General features: G+C 54.5%; 17 protein-coding genes and 1 tRNA gene. 13 read left to right on the top strand and 5 right to left on the bottom strand.

Going from position 1 to position 20,409, the window contains the following annotated elements:
• Positions 1–129 precede the first annotated feature (129 nt).
• From cadC to ACQE32_RS03025, 3 genes are all read left to right on the top strand, one after another.
• Positions 130–1,677, top strand: a complete 1,548-nt coding sequence (gene cadC, locus ACQE32_RS03035) for a lysine decarboxylation/transport transcriptional activator CadC (protein WP_427021328.1) — start codon at positions 130–132, stop codon at positions 1,675–1,677.
• A 332-nt stretch (positions 1,678–2,009) separates the two neighbouring features.
• Positions 2,010–3,350, top strand: coding sequence for a cadaverine/lysine antiporter (cadB, locus tag ACQE32_RS03030; protein ID WP_427021327.1), 1,341 nt, complete (start codon positions 2,010–2,012; stop codon positions 3,348–3,350).
• A 70-nt stretch (positions 3,351–3,420) separates the two neighbouring features.
• Positions 3,421–5,556, top strand: a complete 2,136-nt coding sequence (locus ACQE32_RS03025) for a lysine decarboxylase CadA (RefSeq protein WP_426980843.1) — start codon at positions 3,421–3,423, stop codon at positions 5,554–5,556.
• A 127-nt stretch (positions 5,557–5,683) separates the two neighbouring features.
• On the opposite strand, the gene ACQE32_RS03020 is transcribed toward ACQE32_RS03025, so the two are convergent.
• The 3 genes from ACQE32_RS03020 to ACQE32_RS03010 are packed head-to-tail and all read right to left on the bottom strand — an operon-like array spanning position 5,684 to position 8,380.
• On the bottom strand, positions 5,684–6,430 hold the full coding sequence (locus tag ACQE32_RS03020; RefSeq protein WP_426972114.1) for an alpha/beta fold hydrolase: 747 nt from the start codon (positions 6,428–6,430) through the stop codon (positions 5,684–5,686).
• Positions 6,430–7,503 (bottom strand): class I mannose-6-phosphate isomerase, encoded by a 1,074-nt coding sequence (locus ACQE32_RS03015; protein WP_427021326.1) that lies wholly within the window; start codon positions 7,501–7,503, stop codon positions 6,430–6,432. Before ACQE32_RS03015 ends, ACQE32_RS03020 begins: the two co-directional genes overlap by 1 nt.
• Positions 7,504–7,522: 19 nt before the next feature.
• The gene (locus ACQE32_RS03010; RefSeq protein WP_427021325.1) at positions 7,523–8,380 is read right to left on the bottom strand and encodes a glucose 1-dehydrogenase; all 858 of its coding nucleotides are present in this window, start codon (positions 8,378–8,380) and stop codon (positions 7,523–7,525) included.
• Between the two features lie 309 nt (positions 8,381–8,689).
• On the opposite strand from ACQE32_RS03010, the gene ACQE32_RS03005 reads away from it, so the two are divergent.
• Positions 8,690–9,187 carry a pyridoxamine 5'-phosphate oxidase family protein gene (locus ACQE32_RS03005; RefSeq protein ID WP_085071259.1) on the top strand — a complete coding sequence of 166 codons (498 nt, stop codon included), beginning with the start codon at positions 8,690–8,692 and terminating at the stop codon, positions 9,185–9,187.
• A 131-nt stretch (positions 9,188–9,318) separates the two neighbouring features.
• Here ACQE32_RS03005 and ACQE32_RS03000 read toward each other — a convergent pair whose 3' ends face one another.
• Entirely contained in the window at positions 9,319–10,767 is a 1,449-nt protein-coding gene (locus ACQE32_RS03000) for an EmmdR/YeeO family multidrug/toxin efflux MATE transporter (RefSeq protein WP_250650245.1), read from the bottom strand.
• Positions 10,768–11,095: 328 nt separating this feature from the next.
• Between ACQE32_RS03000 and ACQE32_RS02995 the strand changes: the two genes are divergently transcribed.
• The 5 genes from ACQE32_RS02995 (at position 11,096) to ACQE32_RS02975 (ending at position 15,536) form a co-directional block, all read left to right on the top strand.
• A tRNA-Asn gene (locus tag ACQE32_RS02995) sits at positions 11,096–11,171 on the top strand.
• 320 nt (positions 11,172–11,491) lie between these two features.
• Positions 11,492–12,490, top strand: a complete 999-nt coding sequence (locus tag ACQE32_RS02990; RefSeq protein WP_426972110.1) for an ABC transporter substrate-binding protein — start codon at positions 11,492–11,494, stop codon at positions 12,488–12,490.
• Positions 12,491–12,522: 32 nt separating this feature from the next.
• Positions 12,523–13,527, top strand: a complete 1,005-nt coding sequence (locus ACQE32_RS02985; protein ID WP_427021743.1) for a FecCD family ABC transporter permease — start codon at positions 12,523–12,525, stop codon at positions 13,525–13,527.
• On the top strand, positions 13,527–14,288 hold the full coding sequence (locus tag ACQE32_RS02980) for an ABC transporter ATP-binding protein (protein WP_426980840.1): 762 nt from the start codon (positions 13,527–13,529) through the stop codon (positions 14,286–14,288). The genes ACQE32_RS02985 and ACQE32_RS02980 overlap by 1 nt, the downstream gene beginning before the upstream one ends.
• Before the next feature lie 15 nt (positions 14,289–14,303).
• Entirely contained in the window at positions 14,304–15,536 is a 1,233-nt protein-coding gene (locus ACQE32_RS02975; protein ID WP_427021324.1) for an MDR family MFS transporter, read from the top strand.
• 96 nt (positions 15,537–15,632) lie between these two features.
• Here the strand turns inward: ACQE32_RS02975 and ACQE32_RS02970 are convergent, their stop codons facing one another.
• Positions 15,633–15,923 (bottom strand): putative quinol monooxygenase, encoded by a 291-nt coding sequence (locus ACQE32_RS02970; RefSeq protein ID WP_250650258.1) that lies wholly within the window; start codon positions 15,921–15,923, stop codon positions 15,633–15,635.
• A 205-nt stretch (positions 15,924–16,128) separates the two neighbouring features.
• Between ACQE32_RS02970 and ACQE32_RS02965 the strand changes: the two genes are divergently transcribed.
• The 4 genes from ACQE32_RS02965 to ACQE32_RS02950 all read left to right on the top strand — a co-directional run bounded on the left by ACQE32_RS02965 (position 16,129) and on the right by ACQE32_RS02950 (position 20,383).
• The gene (locus ACQE32_RS02965; RefSeq protein ID WP_085071250.1) at positions 16,129–16,389 is read left to right on the top strand and encodes a hypothetical protein; all 261 of its coding nucleotides are present in this window, start codon (positions 16,129–16,131) and stop codon (positions 16,387–16,389) included.
• A gap of 207 nt (positions 16,390–16,596) precedes the next feature.
• Positions 16,597–17,088, top strand: a complete 492-nt coding sequence (locus ACQE32_RS02960) for a (2Fe-2S)-binding protein (protein WP_426972106.1) — start codon at positions 16,597–16,599, stop codon at positions 17,086–17,088.
• Positions 17,085–18,083: an FAD binding domain-containing protein gene (locus tag ACQE32_RS02955; RefSeq protein ID WP_426972105.1), complete on the top strand. Its 999-nt coding sequence runs from the start codon at positions 17,085–17,087 to the stop codon at positions 18,081–18,083. Before ACQE32_RS02960 ends, ACQE32_RS02955 begins: the two co-directional genes overlap by 4 nt.
• On the top strand, positions 18,080–20,383 hold the full coding sequence (locus tag ACQE32_RS02950) for a xanthine dehydrogenase family protein molybdopterin-binding subunit (RefSeq protein ID WP_426980836.1): 2,304 nt from the start codon (positions 18,080–18,082) through the stop codon (positions 20,381–20,383). The genes ACQE32_RS02955 and ACQE32_RS02950 overlap by 4 nt, the downstream gene beginning before the upstream one ends.
• Positions 20,384–20,409 lie beyond the last annotated feature (26 nt).

The raw sequence follows: 20,409 nt of genomic DNA, 5'->3' as shown, positions 1-20,409 counted from the left end.
GCTGCTTTCTTTTCTTAACGTGGGTTTGCTCACGCAGCATGCCGCAGACCAACGTGCCGCTCACTACGGTTAGCAACGGGGCGCAACGGGTCTGTGTTAAGATAAGGCTTTACTCTGCCGGTTTTTACTATGCAACAGCCCGATTTCCTTGTTGGTGAATGGCATGTTTCGCCATCAATAAATCAAATAAATCGTCCGGGACACAGCTTAACGCTCGAGCCACGACTGGTTGATCTGCTGCTTTACTTTGCCCAGCATCCAGATGAAGTGTTAAGCCGCGATGAGTTGATCGATAATGTCTGGAAACGTAACATCGTAACTAACCATGTGGTGACCCAAAGCATTTCTGAGCTACGTAAATGTCTCAGGCATGAAGAAGAAGAGGAAAGCCCGGAGTATATTGTCACCGTGCCCAAGCGCGGCTACCGTTTGGCCGCCTCAGTCAGCTGGTTAAGCGCTGAAAGCGAGATCGCCTCACTCAACGAGGGTGAACCCCTTCAGCCGCAAAGCGTTGCATACGCCAGCGCCTCTCCTCCCGCCGTTTCGCAGCCCGAACAGCGATCTGCGCCAGCGCTTGCCTCCGGAAGCCAGGCGCGCTCACCGTATCGCATCTGGGTATGGCTGGCATTTATCCTCTCTGTGGCTTGCGGAGTTGCGTTGCTGGTGGTGGGTCCATTCTCTTCGCCAACCTCGTCGCCAACCTCTGTCAGCAAAGGGATCATTAACCCGCGTGATATCGATATTCAGTTTAGCGGTCGCCCTACCTGTACCAGCTGGACGCGCCAGAGCACCTATATGATGGGCATCGCCGATCAGATTACCAATCTCTTTAATACCTACTCGACCTATATGGTGCATAACCAGACGGACTACCGCTACCGGGGCCCCACCAGCGCAGGCAAAATCTTAACCATCGAATTCGTCAACCAGCGCCATTATCGTGAACAGCAGTGCTTTATGGCGGTACGGCTGGTAGATAATGCCGATAGCTCGGTTATGCTCGATCGCCGTTATTTTATTACCCACGATAACCAACTGGCGATCCAGCACGATTTACTGAAAAGCCTTTCGCAAGCTTTACAACAGCCCTGGTCAGAAAAAACGCAGCGGAGCCTGAATATCATGCTGCCAAAACAGAGTGAGGCGCTGCAGCAATATTATGAGGCGCATAGCTTATTACTGAAAGGCGATCCTGATTCCCTGACCCGGGCCAGTGATATTCTGGACGAGCTGATTAACAGTAATCCCGACTATTTCTTTGCGCAGGCCGAAAAAGCGCTGGTAGATATTTTACGACATACCGGGCAACCGTTTGACGATCCGCAGTTAGCCCTATTACAGCAAAAAATTTCTCAGCTGGAAAAGCTGCCAGAGATTAAAGATGAAGCTATTTACTTTCAGATTAATACCATCGCGCTACTGAATCGCGGAAAAATAGATCTCGCAGCACAGCAAATTAACAAGAGCATTGAGTTGGAGATGTCCTGGCTTAATTATGTTTTGCTGGGCAAGGTCTATGAGATGCAGGGGCAAAAGAGACTGGCCGCAGATGCTTATATTACCGCCTTCAATCTCCGTCCCGGCGATAACATTTTATACTGGATCAGGAACACTATTTTCCAGACTTCACTGGCGGAAGTTGCCCCTTACCTGAACAATTTCACCCAGGAAAAGTAAATTTCATTCAGCCGATGGATAAAATTATTCATCGGCTCCTCTCGCCATCATAAAAACCCCTTCTCAATTTAACCTGAATATAGCATTTTTTAACATCACTTAACTCAAGGAAAACAAATCAACTTATTGAAAAATAAGGATGTTTATCTTTTCTTGACCCTACTATGACTTTTCATGTTAAAAGTAAAATTTCTGTCCCTGCATATTTATATTTAATTCACTTCTTTCGTATGTATTTACCTCGGCCTGCCCTTAATCTCCTGTCAACAGTTCAGGTAAGCCAGCAACACTTATTCACCTGAGCTATTTAAAATTAATTCAGGAGACAAATAATGGCCTCTGCAAAAAAAATTGGCCTTCTGGCCTGCACCGGTGTTGTAGCCGGTAATATGATGGGGAGTGGTGTTGCTTTACTTCCCTCAACCCTCGCCTCTATTGGCGGCATCGCTATCTGGGGGTGGGTAATATCACTTCTGGGTGCTATGTCGCTTGCCTATGTGTATGCACGTCTGGCAACAAAAAACCCGCAGCAGGGCGGCCCTATTGCCTACGCCGGAGAATTATCTCCAGCCTTTGGTTTCCAGACTGGGGTTCTTTATTACCATGCCAACTGGATAGGTAATTTAGCCATCGGCATTACCGCTATCTCTTATTTATCAACTTTCTTTCCGGTATTGCATAATCCGGTTCCGGCAGGCATTGCCTGTATTGCCGCCGTCTGGCTATTTACTTTTGTTAATATGCTGGGCGGAAGCTGGGTAAGCCGTTTAACCACCATTGGTTTGTTTATGGTGTTGATTCCGGTGGTGCTCACGGCGGTAGTGGGATGGCACTGGTTTGATATTGCCACTTATCATGCCAACTGGAATACCTCAAATACCACAGATACACATGCCGTTATTAACAGTATTCTTCTGTGCCTGTGGGCCTTTGTCGGCGTCGAATCCGCTGCCGTTAGCTCCGGTATGGTGAAAAACCCGCAGCGTACCGTGCCGCTGGCAACCATTTTGGGAACCGGTATTGCCGGCATCATCTATATCGCTGCAACCCAGGTGATTTCCGGGATGTATCCGGCCAGTGAAATCGCTGCATCAGGCGCACCTTTTGCCGTCAGCGCTTCAACCATTTTAGGTAGCTGGGCGACGCCGGTGGTATCTGCCTTTACTACCCTCGCTTGTCTGACCTCGCTCGGTTCCTGGATGATGCTGGTAGGCCAGGCCGGGGTACGCGCCGCCAACGATGGTAACTTCCCGGCGGTGTATGGCGAACTGGATAAAAACGGCGTACCGAAAAAAGGCCTGCTGCTGGCCAGCTGTAAAATGACCGCCCTGATGGTGCTTATTACCCTGTTAAGTTCCGGCGGCAGCAGCGCTGCAGACCTGTTCGCTCAGCTCACCGGCATCGCCGTACTGTTGACCATGCTGCCTTACTTCTACTCCTGCGTTGACTTGATTCGTTTTGAAGGGGTGACGCTGCGTAATCTTCTCAGCCTGATCGCCTCAGTGATGGGTTGCCTGTTCTGCTTTATCGCGCTAATGGGCGCTGGCTCATTCGAACTGAGCGGAACCTTTATCGTCAGCCTGATCATTCTGATGTTTTACGCCGGTAAGCTGCACCGCCGCCAGCATGCGCATGACGACAACCCGCACGACCATCTGATTCCGCATTCCTGATATTCAAAATTTGCCCTTCCATTCCTGCTAACCGGCTCGGGAAGGGCATCTTACACCTGGAGATAACTTTATGAACGTTATTGCAATCATGAATCACATGGGTGCCTTCTTTAAAGAAGAACCTATCCGTGAACTCCATCGCGCTCTGGAAGCCATTAATTTTAAACTGGTCTACCCTAACGACCGCGAAGATTTGCTGAAACTGATCGAAAACAATGCCCGCCTGTGTGGCGTCATTTTTGACTGGGATAAATACAGTCTGGATCTGTGCAAAGAGATTAATAAACTCAACGAGCATCTTCCGATTTACGCTTTTGCTAATACCCATTCATCGCTGGATGTCAGCCTTAGCGATCTGCGTATGCAGGTACGTTTCTTTGAATATACGCTTGGTGCTGCGGAAGATATCGCTAACAAAATCAAACAGAGCACCGATGAGTATGTTAATACCATCCTGCCACCGCTGACCCGCGCCCTGTTCAACTATGTGCGCGAAGGAAAATATACCTTCTGTACGCCTGGTCATATGGGCGGTACCGCTTTCCAGAAAAGCCCGGTAGGTAGCCTGTTTTATGATTTCTATGGCGCGAACACCATGAAATCAGATATCTCAATTTCTGTCTCGGAGCTGGGTTCGCTGCTTGACCACACCGGCCCGCATAAAGAAGCTGAAGAGTATATTGCCCGCGTGTTCAACGCTGAGCGCAGCTACATGGTGACCAACGGCACTTCAACCGCGAATAAAATTGTTGGTATGTACTCCGCCCCGGCGGGCAGCACCATTCTGATTGATCGCAACTGCCATAAATCACTGACTCACCTGATGATGATGAGCGATGTAACGCCCATCTATTTCCGCCCAACCCGCAACGCTTACGGTATTCTCGGCGGCATCCCGCAAAGTGAGTTCCAGCATGAGACTATCGCCAAACGTGTTAAAGCGACGCCGAACGCCAGCTGGCCGACACATGCGGTTATTACCAATTCCACATACGATGGATTGCTGTATAACACCGACTACATCAAGAAAACGCTGGATGTAAAATCGATTCATTTTGACTCCGCCTGGGTGCCTTATACCAATTTCCACCCTATTTATACTGGCAAAAGCGGTATGAGCGGCGGTCGGGTAGAAGGGAAAGTGATTTATGAAACGCAGTCTACCCATAAACTGCTGGCAGCATTTTCTCAGGCCTCAATGATTCATGTAAAAGGCGATGTTAATGAGGAGACCTTTAACGAAGCCTATATGATGCATACCACCACTTCGCCGCACTACGGCATCGTGGCCTCTACGGAAACCGCCGCCGCGATGATGCGCGGTAACGCCGGTAAACGTCTGATTGGCGAATCCATTGAGCGCGCACTGCGTTTCCGTAAAGAGATCAAACGCCTGAATGCGGAATCTGAAGGCTGGTTCTATGATGTGTGGCAGCCGGAACATATTGCCGAGGCGGAATGCTGGCCGCTGCGCTCAGACAGCGCATGGCATGGCTTTAAAGATATCGATAACGACCACATGTACCTTGACCCGATCAAAGTTACCATCCTGACGCCGGGTATGGATAAAAATGGTCAGATGAGCGACTTTGGTATTCCAGCCAGCCTTGTAGCGAAATACCTGGACCAGCAGGGGATCGTGGTAGAGAAAACCGGCCCGTATAACCTGCTGTTCCTGTTCAGCATCGGTATCGATAAAACCAAAGCGCTCAGCCTGCTGCGCGCCTTAACCGACTTCAAACGCGCCTTTGACCTCAACCTGCGGGTGAAAAATATCCTGCCTTCCCTGTGGCGGGAAGCGCCAGACTTCTATAAAGATATGCGTATTCAGGAGCTGGCCGCGAATATTCACCAGCTAATCCAGCGCCATAATCTGCCGGATCTGATGTATCGCGCCTTTGAAAATTTGCCGGCGATGGTATTAACGCCTTACCAGGCTTTCCAGAAAGAGCTGCACGGTGAAGTCGAGGAAGTGTATCTGGAAGAGATGGTGGGTCGGGTCAGCGCCAATATGATCCTTCCGTATCCTCCGGGCGTACCGCTGATTATGCCGGGTGAAATGATCACTGATGAAACACTGCCGGTGCTGGAATTCCTGCAGCTGCTGTGTGAAATCGGTTCTCACTATCCCGGCTTTGAAACGGACATTCACGGCGCTTACCGACAGGAAGATGGCCGTTATACGGTAAAAGTATTAAAAGATTAAAATAGAGGACAGAGGGTAACCTCCTTTGGGGAAGCAGCTGCTTCCCCTTTTTTCATCATTCATGCGTAATTACCCGCCTGACGCCCTTTTTAACAGTGCCCGCAATTGTCCAGGCCCGCTTTGACGCTTAGCAATCCGCAAATCGCAGGATGCGCTCGGCCAGTGCCTGCGGCGTCTGCATCGGCATCAGGTGTCCTGCCCCTTCGATAACTTCCAGCTTTCCCTGCGGCAGATGCGTTTGCATCATTTCCCGCTGCGCATCAATGCCAGGTACGTTTCTGTCCTCGCTTCCCAGCACCAGCAGCGCCGGAATATCGATACGACCAATGCGTTCACGCCACTCTTCCCGGCTGCCGGATAGCGGCCAGGCGTGCCAGGCCGCCAGGCTGGCGCTCTGCGCATCGGCAATCGCCACTTCGCGTAGCGGGTCGGGCAGACGCGCGGAACAGGAGCCGTCGACAAATTTCTCCGCTTCCTGACGTGTGCCCTGATAGCTGGCCTGCGCCTCCCGGTCCTCGTCGCTCATCGGCTGCGGTCCCGGCGGCGACGGCGCAACCAGCACCAGTTTCTGCAGATAAGCGGGCCGCCGCGCGGCTAAAGCCAGCGCAACTTTCCCGGTCATGGAATGACCTGCCAGGATCACCTTGTTTAATCCCAGACCACGCAGGGTTTCATCTACCTGGCGCACCATGGAATCCACGTCATAGCCCTTCACCTCCGCCGCATCGCCAAAGCCTGGCGTGTTCAATGCCACACAGCGGTAATGACGATCCAGATAAGGCAGAGTGGGAAACCAGGTTCGGTGCGAGCCGCCCAGATAATGCATCAGCACCAGTGTGGTCTCGCCCTGCCCCTGACTACTGTAAGGAAGCATCATTCCTCCTGACACATTGCCTGATGAATGTCGCCTAAAGCCGCGATCGCTTGTTCGCTGTAACCCGCCTGCCGCAGCGGCTGTAGCACTTCAGAAACGAGATCCGGCACGTAACCGATCAGAACTTCACCGGCAGTATGTAAGGTCACTTTATCCAGCGCAGCAGGCAGCAGCAGCGATTCGGCACGCCCGATGCTAACGCTGATGCCGTTTGCCTCAACCGTTAAAGGGTCGCCCAGATTGGAAAGAATACGCGCACTGTTAAAGCTGAAGCTTTGCGACTGGCTGAACCGCCAGCGCTCCAGCGCAAAATAGGGACCGGCACAGCAGAAAAGCCGCGTCAGATGCTGCGTTTGCAACGCCAGCCCGGCCTGCGGCTGACAACGCAGCTCTGGACGCAGCTCCTGCAGCAGCGCATCGATATTTTTCTCCCACTCCTGCTGACTCAGGCGTGAGCCATCTTCCATCCGCCACGGCATAGCGTGCTGCTGGATATCCGATGTCTGTTCGATTTCATAGATCAATGTGTCAGGGCCAAAACTGTGTAACATGCCGCCAGGCACGTAAAAGGTATCGCCCGTTTTTACCGGCACCCGATACATTACCGCATCGTAATCTTCCGCCAGCAAAGCGGCCTTTAGACGCGCATTGTCAATGCCTTCGCGCACGCCCAACAGACAGGTGGCATCCGGTGCCGCCCAGAGGATATGCCAGGCTTCGGTTTTGCCGTTTGGCTGCTGTTCCAGGCGCTGCGCCAGTTCGTCATTGGCGTGTAAGTGAACCGGCAGCATGCCGGTTCCGTCAATAAACTTGCTCAGCAGCGGGAAATGCGGGCCACGCCAGCCCGGAGCAACCATCTCATCAGGATAACGCAGGGTCAGTTCGCGCAGGCTGCTGCCTGCCAGCTCGCCATTGGTTACCGAGGCGATCATGCCGTCTACGTCACTGATTTCCCAGGTTTCGGCAATCCGCGTATCGGGCAGATCCGCTTTTCCCAACTGTTGCCTGATGCGCTGACCGCCGAAGATATGCGTGGCTAACGGCGTCGTCAGCTTTAAAGGATAAGCCTTCATCGCTCCCCCTTGCGCAAAGTTAGATAACCGCGACGCCGCCGGTAACGGCGATGGTTGCGCCGGAGATGTAGCTTGCTTCATCGCTGGCCAGCATCACGTAAGTCGAAGCCAGTTCAGCAGGCTGTCCCATACGCTGCAACGGCACTTCTCCACCGAAGCTTTCTACCTGTTCAGGCGGCATGGTGGCAGGGATCAGCGGCGTCCAGACAGGGCCAGGCGCAACAGCATTGGCACGAATGCCTTTATCAGCCAGCAGCGCCGCCAGGCTGCCGGAGAAGTTAACGATTGCCGCTTTGGTGGCAGAATAGGCAAGCAGTTTCGGCTTCGGCTGATCGGCGTTCACTGACGCCGTATTGATAATCGACCCGCCGGACGGCATATACGGTACTGCCGCCTTGCAGATGTAGAACATCGCATAGAGATTGGTTTTCATGGTGCGGTCGAATTCTTCGTCGTCGATCTCATCCAGCGCATTGCGCGTCATCTGATAAGCCGCATTATTCACCACGATATCAATTTTGCCGAACGCTTGCGCCGTCTGCGCCACAATGCTGCGGCAGTGATCGGCCTGGGTGATATCGCCTGCAATCAGCAGTGCTTTCTGTCCCGCTTCCTCAACCAGTTTCGCCGTATCTTTGGCATCTTCGTGTTCATCCAGATAGGAGATCACCACATCTGCCCCTTCGCGGGCATAGGCGATGGCAACAGCGCGACCGATGCCGGAATCACCGCCGGTAATAAGCGCAGTTTTACCTTTCAGACGGCCAGAACCCTGATAGCGGGTTTCACCATGGTCCGGCTTTGGCTGCATCTCCAGAAAGCTGCCAGGCCAGTTTTGCTGTTGTGCCTGTTGCGGATGTTGTGGACGGTTTGTCATACGTTTTTTCCTCTTATAAAAAGCAAAGTCGCCTGATAAAAACAGGCCTTTTGCCTGTGGAAAAGGGCGCTGAATCGTTACCGGTAACCAGCACTAAGTGTAGCAGCCGTCACAAAAACGCAAGGGCGGTTACGTAACGTAACAGTTTGAAGAGAAAACTATTTTTAAACGCAATAAGAGGCTACGCGGCAAGATAAGCCAGGGAAAAACATAGCGGAGAACAGCAAAAAGCCCGCTGAGCCGCACTGCGCGCCTCTACCGCAACCGTCTATACTGTGGGTTACGTTGCAAAACCCTTATGGAGGCATCATGGAAAGTGAAAGCGAGGTTTACACCCGTCCCGAACCAATTGTGGAATTACCCGAAGCAGTGTTTAACCGGCTGCGCGGCGAAATCAAGCCGCAGGCGGTGAACGAGGCTGTTCGTCTCTCTACCGTTGATGCCGATGGCTGGCCGCATGCCGCTCAGCTTAGCCTGGGCGAAGTGTTCGCCATTGATCGTCAGACATTACGTGTTGCCCTGTGGCCCGATTCTCACACCACCGAAAATCTGCGGCGCGATGGACGTCTTTCGGTGGCGCTTGCCTATGACAAAGGCATTATTGAGATGCGTGGGCGCGCGATTCAGATTGCCGAAAACGAGACCGATCTGAACCTCGCAGTATTTGAGATCGATATCGGCAATATCATGGTGCATCGCTCTGACTACGCTGAAGTCGCGACCGGCGTTACCTTTAAAATTCACGATGCGGAAAAAACGGCAGCACGCTGGCAGGCGCAACGCCATATGCTGTCATCGCTGGAGTAAACGGCACGCTTTCTTCGCCTATAAAAAAGCCCTGCAACGCAGGGCTTTTTACTGGCATCAATAGCCCGACTTAAGCGAGCATTTATAACGCATTATCGCTGCACGCGCGCTCTGGCCGTCGCCTTGCTGCGCTATCTCTTACTCAATATCCGTTTTGAGTCAGCCACTGGTCGATATTTTTGCAGCCATTTGCCGCTGATCAAGCGTCGCCAGAAGAAGATGCCGCGCACCAGCCAGTCAAGGAACATCCCCAGCCAGACGCCCACAACCCCCATTCCCAACACAATCCCCAACAGATAACCGGCGACCACGCGCGCGCCCCACATGCTGAGCATAGAGACATACATGGTGTAACGCGCATCGCGTGCGCCTTTCAGCCCGGCCGGTAATACCCATGAAGCGGCCCAAATCGGCATACAGGCGGCATTCAGCCAGACCAGATGTTTCACAACTTCAATAACATCCGCATCGCTGGTATAAAAACGCGCCAGCAGTCCGGCAAAAGGCACGGAAAGGAAGGCCAGCACGCACAAGCCAAAGGTCGCCAGCCAGAAAATATATTTTAGCTGGCGCGTGGCCTGACCAATCTGATTTTTGCCCAGCCGCGTTCCCACAATAATGGTCGATGCGGACCCGAGCGCGTTGCCCGGCAGGTTAATCAATGAAGCAATAGAAAAGGCGATAAAGTTACCGGCAATTTCGCTGGTGCCCATTCCGGCCACAAACACCTGCGTCAACAGCTTACCGCCGTTAAACAGCACGGATTCAATACTGGCGGGGACGCCAATGCCTAATACCTCCATCAGGATCTTGCTGTTCCAGCGGCTAAAATAGCTGCGCAGCGGAATGCGTAACGCCGGGGTAAAGCCCACCATCAGCACCACAATGATACCAATTGCGCCGATATAGCGCGTGATGGTCAGCCCCAGTCCTGCGCCGATAAAACCCAGCCCTTCCCATGAGAAGCAGCCATAAATCAGCACGCCACTGATAACGATATTAAGGATATTCATCCCGCCGTTGATCAACATCGGGATTTTGGTATTGCCCGCTCCGCGCAGCGCGCCGCTGCCGATGAGCGTGATGGCCGCAGCCGGGTAGCTCCATGCCGACATTTGCAGATAGCTCAGCGCCAGCGCTTTTACCTCCGGCGAGGCGCGGCCTGCGATGCCATCAATAATCACGTGACCATAGAATTCGATCACGCCTACCAGCAGCAGAGACAACACCGTCATCAGCGCCAGCGACTGCCGGGTCGCCGCCCGGGCACGCTCCCCGTCACGCTTGCCGAGGCTGAACGCCACCACTACCGTTGTCCCTAAATCCACTGCCGCAAAAAAGGAGATCACCACCATATTGAAGCTGTCGGCCAGCCCAACGCCCGCCATCGCCTCTTTGCCCAGCCAACTAACAAGGAAGGTGCTCAGCACGCCCATCAGCAGTACGCAGAGATTTTCGATAAAAATGGGCACCGCCAGCGGCGTGATTTCACGCCAGAACAGCACCCGATAAGAACGCCGTTTGGGATACCACGCCGTGCCTTCAATGGCGCGTCGCAGTTTGACGAGTAAAGTTTGCAAGATCGACCCGATGACTTTAATGGAGGTGAGAATAATGATGATGGGCAATGGTTAGCAATTATGCAAAATCTTTCCGTTACGGTTTAACGCTTTATTACAACTTCAGTTTTCACCGCTGCCCCACTCAGCGCGCTTTCATCCTGCCGGGATCATACGCCAAATTTTGCCAGCAGCCAGCGCCCTGATCGCCGGAAAAAGCATCAACTACGGCCATTTTTGCTGGTTATTACAGCAAACTGATTATGCTTTCCGCAAACAGTACCGCAGGGTGAAAAAAGGGTTTTGACATCATGGGGAAAATCAGTAATATGCGCCCCGTTCACACGATTCCTCTGTAGTTCAGTCGGTAGAACGGCGGACTGTTAATCCGTATGTCACTGGTTCGAGTCCAGTCAGAGGAGCCAAATTCAGAAAAGCCTGCTTTCGAGCGGGCTTTTTGCTTTTCAGTCTCTTGCCACACCTCTGCAACACTGCTTCTGACCGCCGATCGTTATCAAAGATAAAAACGTTAAAACCGGCTTCGCAGGTAAAAAGCTAACCTGAAGTTGCTTATCGGCATGTATTTGAAGCGCAACAGCCAACGGCAGCAAACAGATATTTCCCCAAATTGATAATAAACCTCAGGTATAAAAAGTTCTCGCTTTAGTAATAATTTTCATTATCATTTCACTTTAGCTTTAATAACTGAAAATACAGCAATAATTTTTATGAAGGGTAGCGTGAAATGAAGAGAGTCATCTGCGCAGCAGGATTAATGTTTGCCTCGGTCAGTTCTGTATTTGCAACCACTTACCCTCTGACAATTGAAAATTGCGGTTATAAAGAAACCTTTAACGCCGCGCCTGAACGCGTTGTGGCATTAGGGCAAAACACCGCTGAGATTTTACTGCTGCTGGGCCTGCAAGACAGGATGGTGGCAAGTGCCTTCTGGCCTTCGAAAGTCCTGCCGGAATTAGCAGAAAAAAACAGCAACGTTAAAACGTTAACCGTTGAAATCCCTACTCTGGAATCTGTTCTTGCGCAAAACCCTGACTTTGTCGCGGCGCAGCTTCCCCTGTTAATGGGACCAGAAAGCAAAGTAGCCAGGCGCGAGGATCTCGCCACTATCGGCGTAAACAGCTATATGTCGCCGGGCATGTGCGCCACGAAAAAAGCCATCGGTGATATGTACGGCAGCCGCCAGCAGCTGTGGGATATGAGCTATCTCTATCAGGAGATAGAAGATTTTGCGAAAATTTTTAACGTTGAGGCGCGTGGTCAGGCCTTAATTGCCGATTTCAAAAAACGTGAAATAGATTTACGTCAGGAATTCAGTAAAAGTAAAAAAGACCTCTCGTTTGTGTTCTGGTTTTCCAGTTCATCCCCTTCAGCTGACGCTTACGTGGGCGGTAAAAACAGCGCCTCGGGATTTATCGCTAATGTGTTGGGCGGTCATAATGCGATCAACGCTGAAGCAGAGTGGCCCACCGTTGGCTGGGAAAGCATCATTGCCGCTAACCCGGATGTGATTGTGGTTTCTACTCTCGATCGCAACCGCTGGGCGCTCGATAACGCAGAAGAAAAAATTAAATTCCTGAAAAGCGATCCCACCGTCAGCCAGCTTGAGGCCGTGAAAAAAGGTCATATCGTCATTATGGATGGTCAGGCGATGAATCCCACCATCCGCACGCTGTATGGCGCTGAACAAATTGGCGAACAGCTCAGAAAGATGGATATTCAGTAATGGCCGATGTTGTGCAACAAGCTCGGCGGGGGATGTTTCTCTCCCTGTCGTGTCTACTCTCCGTGGTGCTGTTGATTGTGGTGATTGCGCTGGGTGTTAGCGTTGGCGAACTGGCCATTCCGCTTGAGAGCGTATTATATGCGCTGGGTAATAAAGCCGGATTAACCCATGTGCCGCTGAATCGTATCCACGAAAGCGTTATTTGGGACTTTCGCCTGAGCCGGGCGCTGGTTGCCGTCTGCTGCGGCGCGGGACTGGCTATCTGTGGCGCTGTACTGCAAAGCCTGCTGAAAAATGCTCTTGCCGAGCCTTATGTACTGGGCGTTTCAGCGGGCGCATCAACCGGTGCGGTCTCCGTCGTGGTGTTGGGTATCGGCTCCGGTGCCGTCACGCTTTCAGCTGGCGCGTTTGCTGGCGCATTCGCCGCCTTTGCTTTTGTCGCCTTTTTGACCAACGGCGCACGCGGCGGTAACGAACGAACCATTCTCGCAGGCGTAGCCGCGTCGCAGCTTTTTAACGCCATTACCGCCTATACCATCAGCACCTCCGCCAGCGCTCAGCAGGCGCGCGACGTGATGTTCTGGCTGCTCGGCAGTTTCAGCGGTGTAAGGTGGCCTGAGTTCCAGCTGGCGCTGTGTGTAGTTCTGGTAGGCCTGGCTATCTGTCTCTACTACTCGCGCGCGCTCGATGCCTTTACCTTTGGTGACGATGCCGCGCTTTCGCTTGGCATTCCTGTTGCCTGGGTACGGCTCACTCTGTTTACCACCACCGCGCTGATCACCGCCACCATAGTCAGCATGGCCGGATCTATTGGTTTTGTCGGGCTGGTGGTTCCGCATGTTATGCGTTTCTTTTTTGGCCCGTTACATCGAACCCTGTTGATCGCCAGCGCGCTGGCGGGCGCCATCCTGATGGTGCTGGCGGATATCGCCTCGCGAATGCTGATCGCGCCGCAAAGTCTGCCTGTGGGAGTCGTGACAGCACTGGTCGGCGTGCCGTTCTTTGCCATTATTATTTATCGTTCAAGGAACAAGTAATGAGCATCTCTGCTGAAAATGTCACCTGGAAGGTGGGCAAGAAGGTTATCGTAGACGATGTTTCGCTCACGGTCTCTTCAGGCGAAACCGTGGGGCTGCTTGGTCCCAATGGCTCAGGTAAGTCTTCCCTGTTGCGCCTTCTTGCCGGCATTCGTCGCCCGCATTCCGGCACGGTGATGCTGGATGGTAAAAACATCCGTCATATCGCTAAAAAACAGCTGGCTCGCCGTATCGCCTTTGTTGAACAGCATGGCGCCACAGAAGCAAACATGCGCGTGCGGGACGTGGTTAAACTGGGCCGCATTCCGCATCACTCCCCTTTTTCCAGCTGGAACCCGCGCGATGATGAGATCGTGACTGAAGCGCTGCAAAAAGTGGATATGCTGAAATATAGCGATCGGGGATGGCAGAGTCTGTCCGGCGGCGAACGCCAGAGAGTGCATATCGCCAGAGCGCTGGCGCAAACGCCTGGCGAAATCCTGTTGGACGAGCCGACCAACCATCTGGATATTCATCACCAGATACAGTTAATGAAGCTTATCACCGAGCTGGGAGTAACAAGCATCGTGGCTATTCACGATCTTAACCATGCGGCGATGTTTTGCGATGCGCTGATCGTTATGCAAAAAGGCAAGGTGGTCGCCAGAGGGACGCCGCAGCAGGTGCTGACCGAGTCACTGCTGTGGGAGGTATTTCAGGTGGAAACCAGGATTGAAATCTCTCCCTATCACGGCAAAAAACATATCCACTACATCTCGTAACGTCAGGCTATTTTCATGTTTTTGCCTTTTCAGAGGCCGGTAACGCACGTCTGGCCGCCGGTTTTATTAGGTAGCCAGTTTGTTTTCAATATTGGCTTCTACGCCGTGGTGCCTTTTCTGGCGCTGTTTTTACGTGACGATATGCTGCTCTCCGGCGGCGCGATTGGGCTGGTGCTTGGACTACGCACTTTCTCCCAGCAGGGCATGTTTATCGTAGGCGGTGCGCTGTCAGATCGGTTTGGCGCGCGCGTTGTTATTCTTTGGGGCTGCTTTATCCGCATCGCGGGATATCTGTTACTGGCGTTTGGTCACACCCTGTGGCCGATCGTTCTTGGTGCCTGTCTCACCGGCATTGGCGGGGCGTTATTCTCGCCCTCTATTGAGGCGCTCCTCGCTAAAGCAGGCCAGCAAAGCGAGGCCAGCGGTAAACGCAGCCGCGCCGAATGGTTTGCTCTTTTTGCCGTCTGCGGCGAGCTGGGCGCCGTGCTTGGCCCGGTATTGGGGGCACTGTTTACCGGGCTGGGTTTCCGTTTGGTTGCGTTTGCCGGGGCCGCTATTTTTTTGCTGGCGTTAATCGTTCTTTCTGTTTGTCTGCCGCGCAGCGAGACAAAGCCACCCTCTCAGCAGCGGACGGCCTGGTGGGGCGTACTCCGTCAGCCACGGTTTGTGGTGTTCATTATTGCATACAGCTCCTGGTTGTTGAGTTACAACCAACTCTATCTGGCGCTGCCGGTGGAAATTCAGCGCGCCGGGGGCAATGAGAAAGATTTGGGGCCGCTGTTTATGCTGGCTTCATTGTTGGTCATCACCTTACAGCTTCCTCTGGCGCGTTTTGCACGGGTTATCGGGCCTGCATGGAGCCTGCCGACAGGCTTTGTTCTGGTGTCAGCCTCTTTTCTGAGCGTGGCGCTTTTTGCGGCGCATGAGCCGTCTGCAGGCTGGTTGCGTTTGTTGCCTGCGGCCTGCTTCGTCACGCTGCTGACCTTTGGGCAGATGTTACTGGTGCCCGCCGCGAAAGATTTTATCCCCCGTTTTGCTGAGGAGACGACGCTCGGTGCCCACTACGGCGCGCTTGCCAGCGCGGGCGGTTGCGCGGTGCTGGCTGGCAACTTTCTTTTTGGCGGCCTGCTGGACCGCGCGCTGACGCCCTCAACAGAAGCGATTACGCCCTGGCTGCTGCTGGCGCTGTTTCCGTTCTGTAGCGCGGGCATATTAATCCTGCTCTGCCGCCAGATGCGCAGGCGTTAACCGCGCGCCCGGCTGCGGCCAACCGCCTCAGCTCGCCAGAAAAAAGCCCGCTCAGGTTCCCCCTGGCGGGCTTGTGGCATTCAGCACCTTACGGCATCAGGCCAACACTTTCAGTTTCGTTATCTGCAGTTCAGCACGACCTTCGATAGTTTCCATCAAACGCAGGAACGGCGCGGCTTCGCTGTGCTGTTGCAGATGCGCTTCAGATTCCCAGCGCTCCAGCAGCACAAAGTGCTGCGGATTATCCAGATCCTGGTGCAGCTGATATTGCTGGCAGCCCGGCTCGCCCTGCACGTCGCGCTCCACGGTGCGCAGCGCCTGCTCAACCACTTCCGCTTCGCCTGCTTTTGGGATCACGGTGGCGACAATAGCGATAACTTCACTCATTTTGTTTCTCCCTGGATCGGTTTGATACATAGCGTCAGGTCAGAATAGTCGATATTGCGCCGCGAACGCATAGCGGTTTCTGTCAGAAGGCACGCAGCGCTTAAATTTGGCGAATAACTGCTGCGTTTTTAAGCTTGAAATTCCTGAATCGGCCAATATATAGCGTTCAGGATTGTCTGAAACTTGATTATCGGGAGCCTGGCGAATGAAACCGTGCGATGAAACCCTCTCTCAGCAGCCGCAAAAAATGGTGGCGGCGGCTAATCAGGACTCCGTTCAGGAGTTGCTCGCGCTGCTACAGCAGCAAAATTTGCCGCCGGAAACCGCGCTGGCAAACCTGGCGGTGGCAATGTCTCAACTCATGGCTAACACCGGCTGCCATCAGTTTATTCTTAGTAACCCGCTCTCACAGCTGTTGGTGCTGCTGCAAACCGGCGCGCCTACCCATAGCCATATGATCCATTAAGGCACGTCCGTTGTTGGCGGCAGCGCTGCCTGCCGCTTCCCCTGCTTAGCCTGCCACGCCTCGTTACCTGCTTATAACGTCTACACTTACCCGGTTACCTGATTAAGGGCCGTCATCGTAGCGGTCCGTGCTGCATTTTTTGATAAACGCAATGTGGGCAGTGCTGCCAGGCGCTGCCATCCCCTTATCCTGTTACGGGAGACCGCTATGGCTCAGCAACGAGTAATGCGCCTGCGCATCAACGGAAATGAACACCCTCTGGCGCTTGACGCGCGTGTAACCCTTCTCGATGCTCTGCGTGAACACGCCGATCTGCCGGGAGCAAAAAAAGGCTGCGATCACGGCCAGTGTGGCGCCTGTACCGTACATATCGACGGCGAACGGGTATTAAGCTGTCTGACGCTGGCGGCGCAGGCGGAAGGCCATGAGATCACCACCATCGAAGGGCTGGCTGGAGCGGATGAAACGCTGCATGCGGTGCAGGCAGCCTTTTTACGTCACGATGCCTTCCAGTGCGGCTACTGCACGCCGGGACAGATTATGTCCGCCGTGGCCTGTATTAATGAAGGCCATGCCAACAGCGACGATGAAATCCGCGAATATATGAGCGGCAATATCTGCCGCTGTGGCGCTTATCCCTTTATTGTCGCGGCGGTGCGCGAAGCGGCGCAGCAGCTACAACAGGAGCAAACGGCATGAGAGAGTTTGATTATCTACGCGCCGAAGATATTGCCAGCGCGACGGCCGCCACCAGCGTGCCGGGCAGCCGTCTCCTGGCGGGCGGCACCACCCTGATCGATCTGATGAAATGCGATGTCGAGCAGCCCGATCGCCTGATCGATATTACCTCCCTGGCGGGGATGTCAGCGATTGAGCTGGAAGAAAACGTTATTCGCATCGGCAGCCTGTGCAAAATGAGTCAGGTCGCGCAACACGAAGCATTGCAAAACATTGCGCCCGCCGTGATCCAAAGCCTCACCAGCGCCGCCTCCGCCCAACTGCGCAATATGGCGACCATCGGTGGCAACATCATGCAACGTACGCGCTGCAGCTATTTTCGCGATGCGCACGGCTACCAAAACTGTAATAAACGTCATCCCGGCTCCGGCTGCGCCGCCCGTACCGGTATGAATCGTAATCATGCCGTATTGGGCAACAGCGAACATTGTGTTGCCGTCTATCCCGGCGATCTGGCGGTGGCGCTAACCGCGTTCGATGCCACACTGCAGCTTCAGGCGGTGGATGGCAGCGAACGCCGCGTCACCGTTGAAGAGTTTTTACTGCTGCCAGGCGATCGTCCCGACCAGGAGCAGGATTTACACGCCGGTGAAATAATTACCGCCGTTGAGATTCCGGTAACCGCCGCGCTGCAGCGTTCACACTATCTGAAAGTACGCGACCGCAGCTCTTATGAGTTCGCTGCCGCTAGCGCCGCCGTCGGGCTGGAACTGGAAGAGGATGGCGTTACGCTGCGCGAGGTACGCATCGCGCTGGGCGGCGTCGCCACCAGGCCCTGGCGGCTTCGTGCGCTGGAACAGGCGTTGCGTGGCAAACCTTTTAACGAGCAGCAATTGCGTGACCTGGCGCCGCTGGCGATGCAGGAGGCCAGCGCGCTGGCGCACAACGGTTATAAAATTACGCTGGCGCCGCGCGTTATCGTACGGGCGTTGCTGAATGCGGGAGGCATAGCATGAGCGAGACCATCAAACGGCATAATCCCGACAGCGCGGCTCACGCACTTCAGGGGCTGGGCGCTCGCCGCGATCGCGCTGACGGCAAGCTGAAAATTCAGGGGCTGGCGCGCTACGCTGTTGATCACCCGGTAGATAATCTGTGTCATGCGGTGGTGGTACAGTCTTCCATTGCCGAAGGGGAAATCAGCCATATCGATAGCGTAAAAGCACGGCAAATGCCGGGCGTGCTGGCGGTTTACACCCATGAAAGCGGGTTGACCATTCATCCTGCTGCCACCTTCGCCAGCGGCGGCGCGGCGGCGCAATCTTTTGTCCCGCTGCAAAGCCCGCGCGTACGCTGGAACGGGCAGCATGTGGCGCTGGTGGTTGCTGAAACGCTGGAACAGGCGAAAGCCGCAGCGGCCAGCATTCACATTGATTACGTTACGCAACCAGCGATTATTCATCCGGATGACCCGCTTGCTCAGCCAAAACCGGTGGAGGATTTAAACGTTGACTGGGGCGACGCCCGGCAGGCAATTCAGCAGGCGAGCGTCTCGATTAGCGGCACCTATACCACGCCGCGCGAATATAATCTGCCGATAGAGCTGCACGGCTGCATCGCTGACTGGCGCGATGGTGAACTGACCTTATGGGAGCCAAGCCAGTGGGTCGGCGGTGCGCGTAGCGTGGTGTCGCAGTGGATGGGGATCGATATTGATAAAGTCCGCGTGCTTTCGCCCTTTACCGGCGGCGGTTTCGGTTCGAAAGGTGGCATTCAGCCTCACTCAGCGCTGGCCTGCGCCGCCTCGCGCGCGCTGGGCCGGCCGGTCAAGCTGGTGCTGACGCGCGGGCAAACCTTCACCGGCTTCGGCGGACGCCCCCGCACTCATCAGCAGCTGACGCTGGCGGCCAACAGTAACGGCAAGCTACAGGCGATTGTACATAAAAGCTGGAACGAAACCGCCCGTGAAGATACGCATCTTGAACCCTGTAACTCGGTTACTGCCCTGATGTACACGGTACCAAATTTTCATTCACGTCATAGCCTGGTGCCGGTCAATACCGTGAATCCCGGCTGGATGCGTGCTCCGGGCGAAAACCCCAGCAGCTGGGCGCTGGAAGTGGCAATGGATGAACTGGCGTATGCGCTGAAACTTGACCCGCTGGAATTACGTCTGCGTAACTATGCGGAAGAAGATCCGCAGGCTAACCTGCCGTGGAGCTCACGTCGGCTGCGTGAAGCCTATTCCGCCGGCGCGCAGGCGTTTGGCTGGTCGCAGCGCCCGCCGGAGCCAGGCACCCTGCGTGAAGGTCGACAGCGTATTGGCTGGGGTATGGCTTCCGGCAGCTATCCGGTGCGGCGTACACCGGGCGAAGCAGGGATCACGCTGCGTCAGGATGGCACGCTGGAAGTGCGCAGCAGCGGTGCCGATATTGGCACCGGCACCTATACCATCCTGGCGCAAACCGCCGCCGACGTGCTGAGCGTGCCGTCAGAACAGATCAGCGTGCTTTTAGGCGACACCAGCCTGCCGCGCGCGCCGGTGGCTGGCGGCTCGCAGTTGGCGAATCTCCTGACCGCCGCAGTATACAAAACCGCACTTAAGCTGCGTGAAGAGCTGATTACGCTGGCGCTCGGCAGCGCTGAATCGCCGCTGTTCGGGGCCAGACGCGAGGATGTGATGCTGGCGGAAGGTCAGCTACGCCTGTTCAGCCAGCCGGGCAGCAGCCTGAGCTTTACCGAGCTGCTGCGCGTCGCCGGAAAGGAAACGCTGGAAGTGCAGGCGGATACCTTTCCTTCTGACGCCACACAGCAAGATCGCGATGCCGCTGACCGCACCTCGTCAAAGATGATCCCGCCCACTTCCGGCGGCTTTTCTGCCCATAGCTGGAGCGCTATTTTTGTCGAAGTGGCGGTTGATGAAGATTTCGGCACTATCCGGGTTCGCCGCATCGTGGGCGCTTTCGACAGTGGTCGCCTGTATAACCCGAAACTGGCGGAAAGCCAGTGGATCGGCGCGATGGTGATGGGGATTGGTCAGGCGCTGCTGGAGGAAGGCTTGCTCGATGACGATAATGGCCGCGTGCTTAACGCCAGCCTGGCGGACTATCTGGTAGCGGTGAACGCCGATATTCCGGATATGGAAGTGATCAACGTCGGCGAACCTGACTATCAGGCCAGCGCGTTGGGCGGCAAAGCGGTCGGCGAACTGGGCATTGTCGGCGTGGCGGCCGCCATCAGCAATGCGGTGTTTCACGCCACCGGCAAACGCATCCGCGATCTGCCGATTACGCTGGAGAAAATGTTAGCGGACTAACGACTCGGGCGGAATGGTTCTAAGCT

Origin of the sequence: Pantoea sp. FN0302, assembly GCF_050113775.1 — a bacterium.
GTDB lineage: Bacteria > Pseudomonadota > Gammaproteobacteria > Enterobacterales > Enterobacteriaceae > Mixta > Mixta alhagi.
The sequence above is the reverse complement of the archived record's forward strand: the minus strand, read 5'-3'. Positions and strand labels throughout refer to the sequence as shown.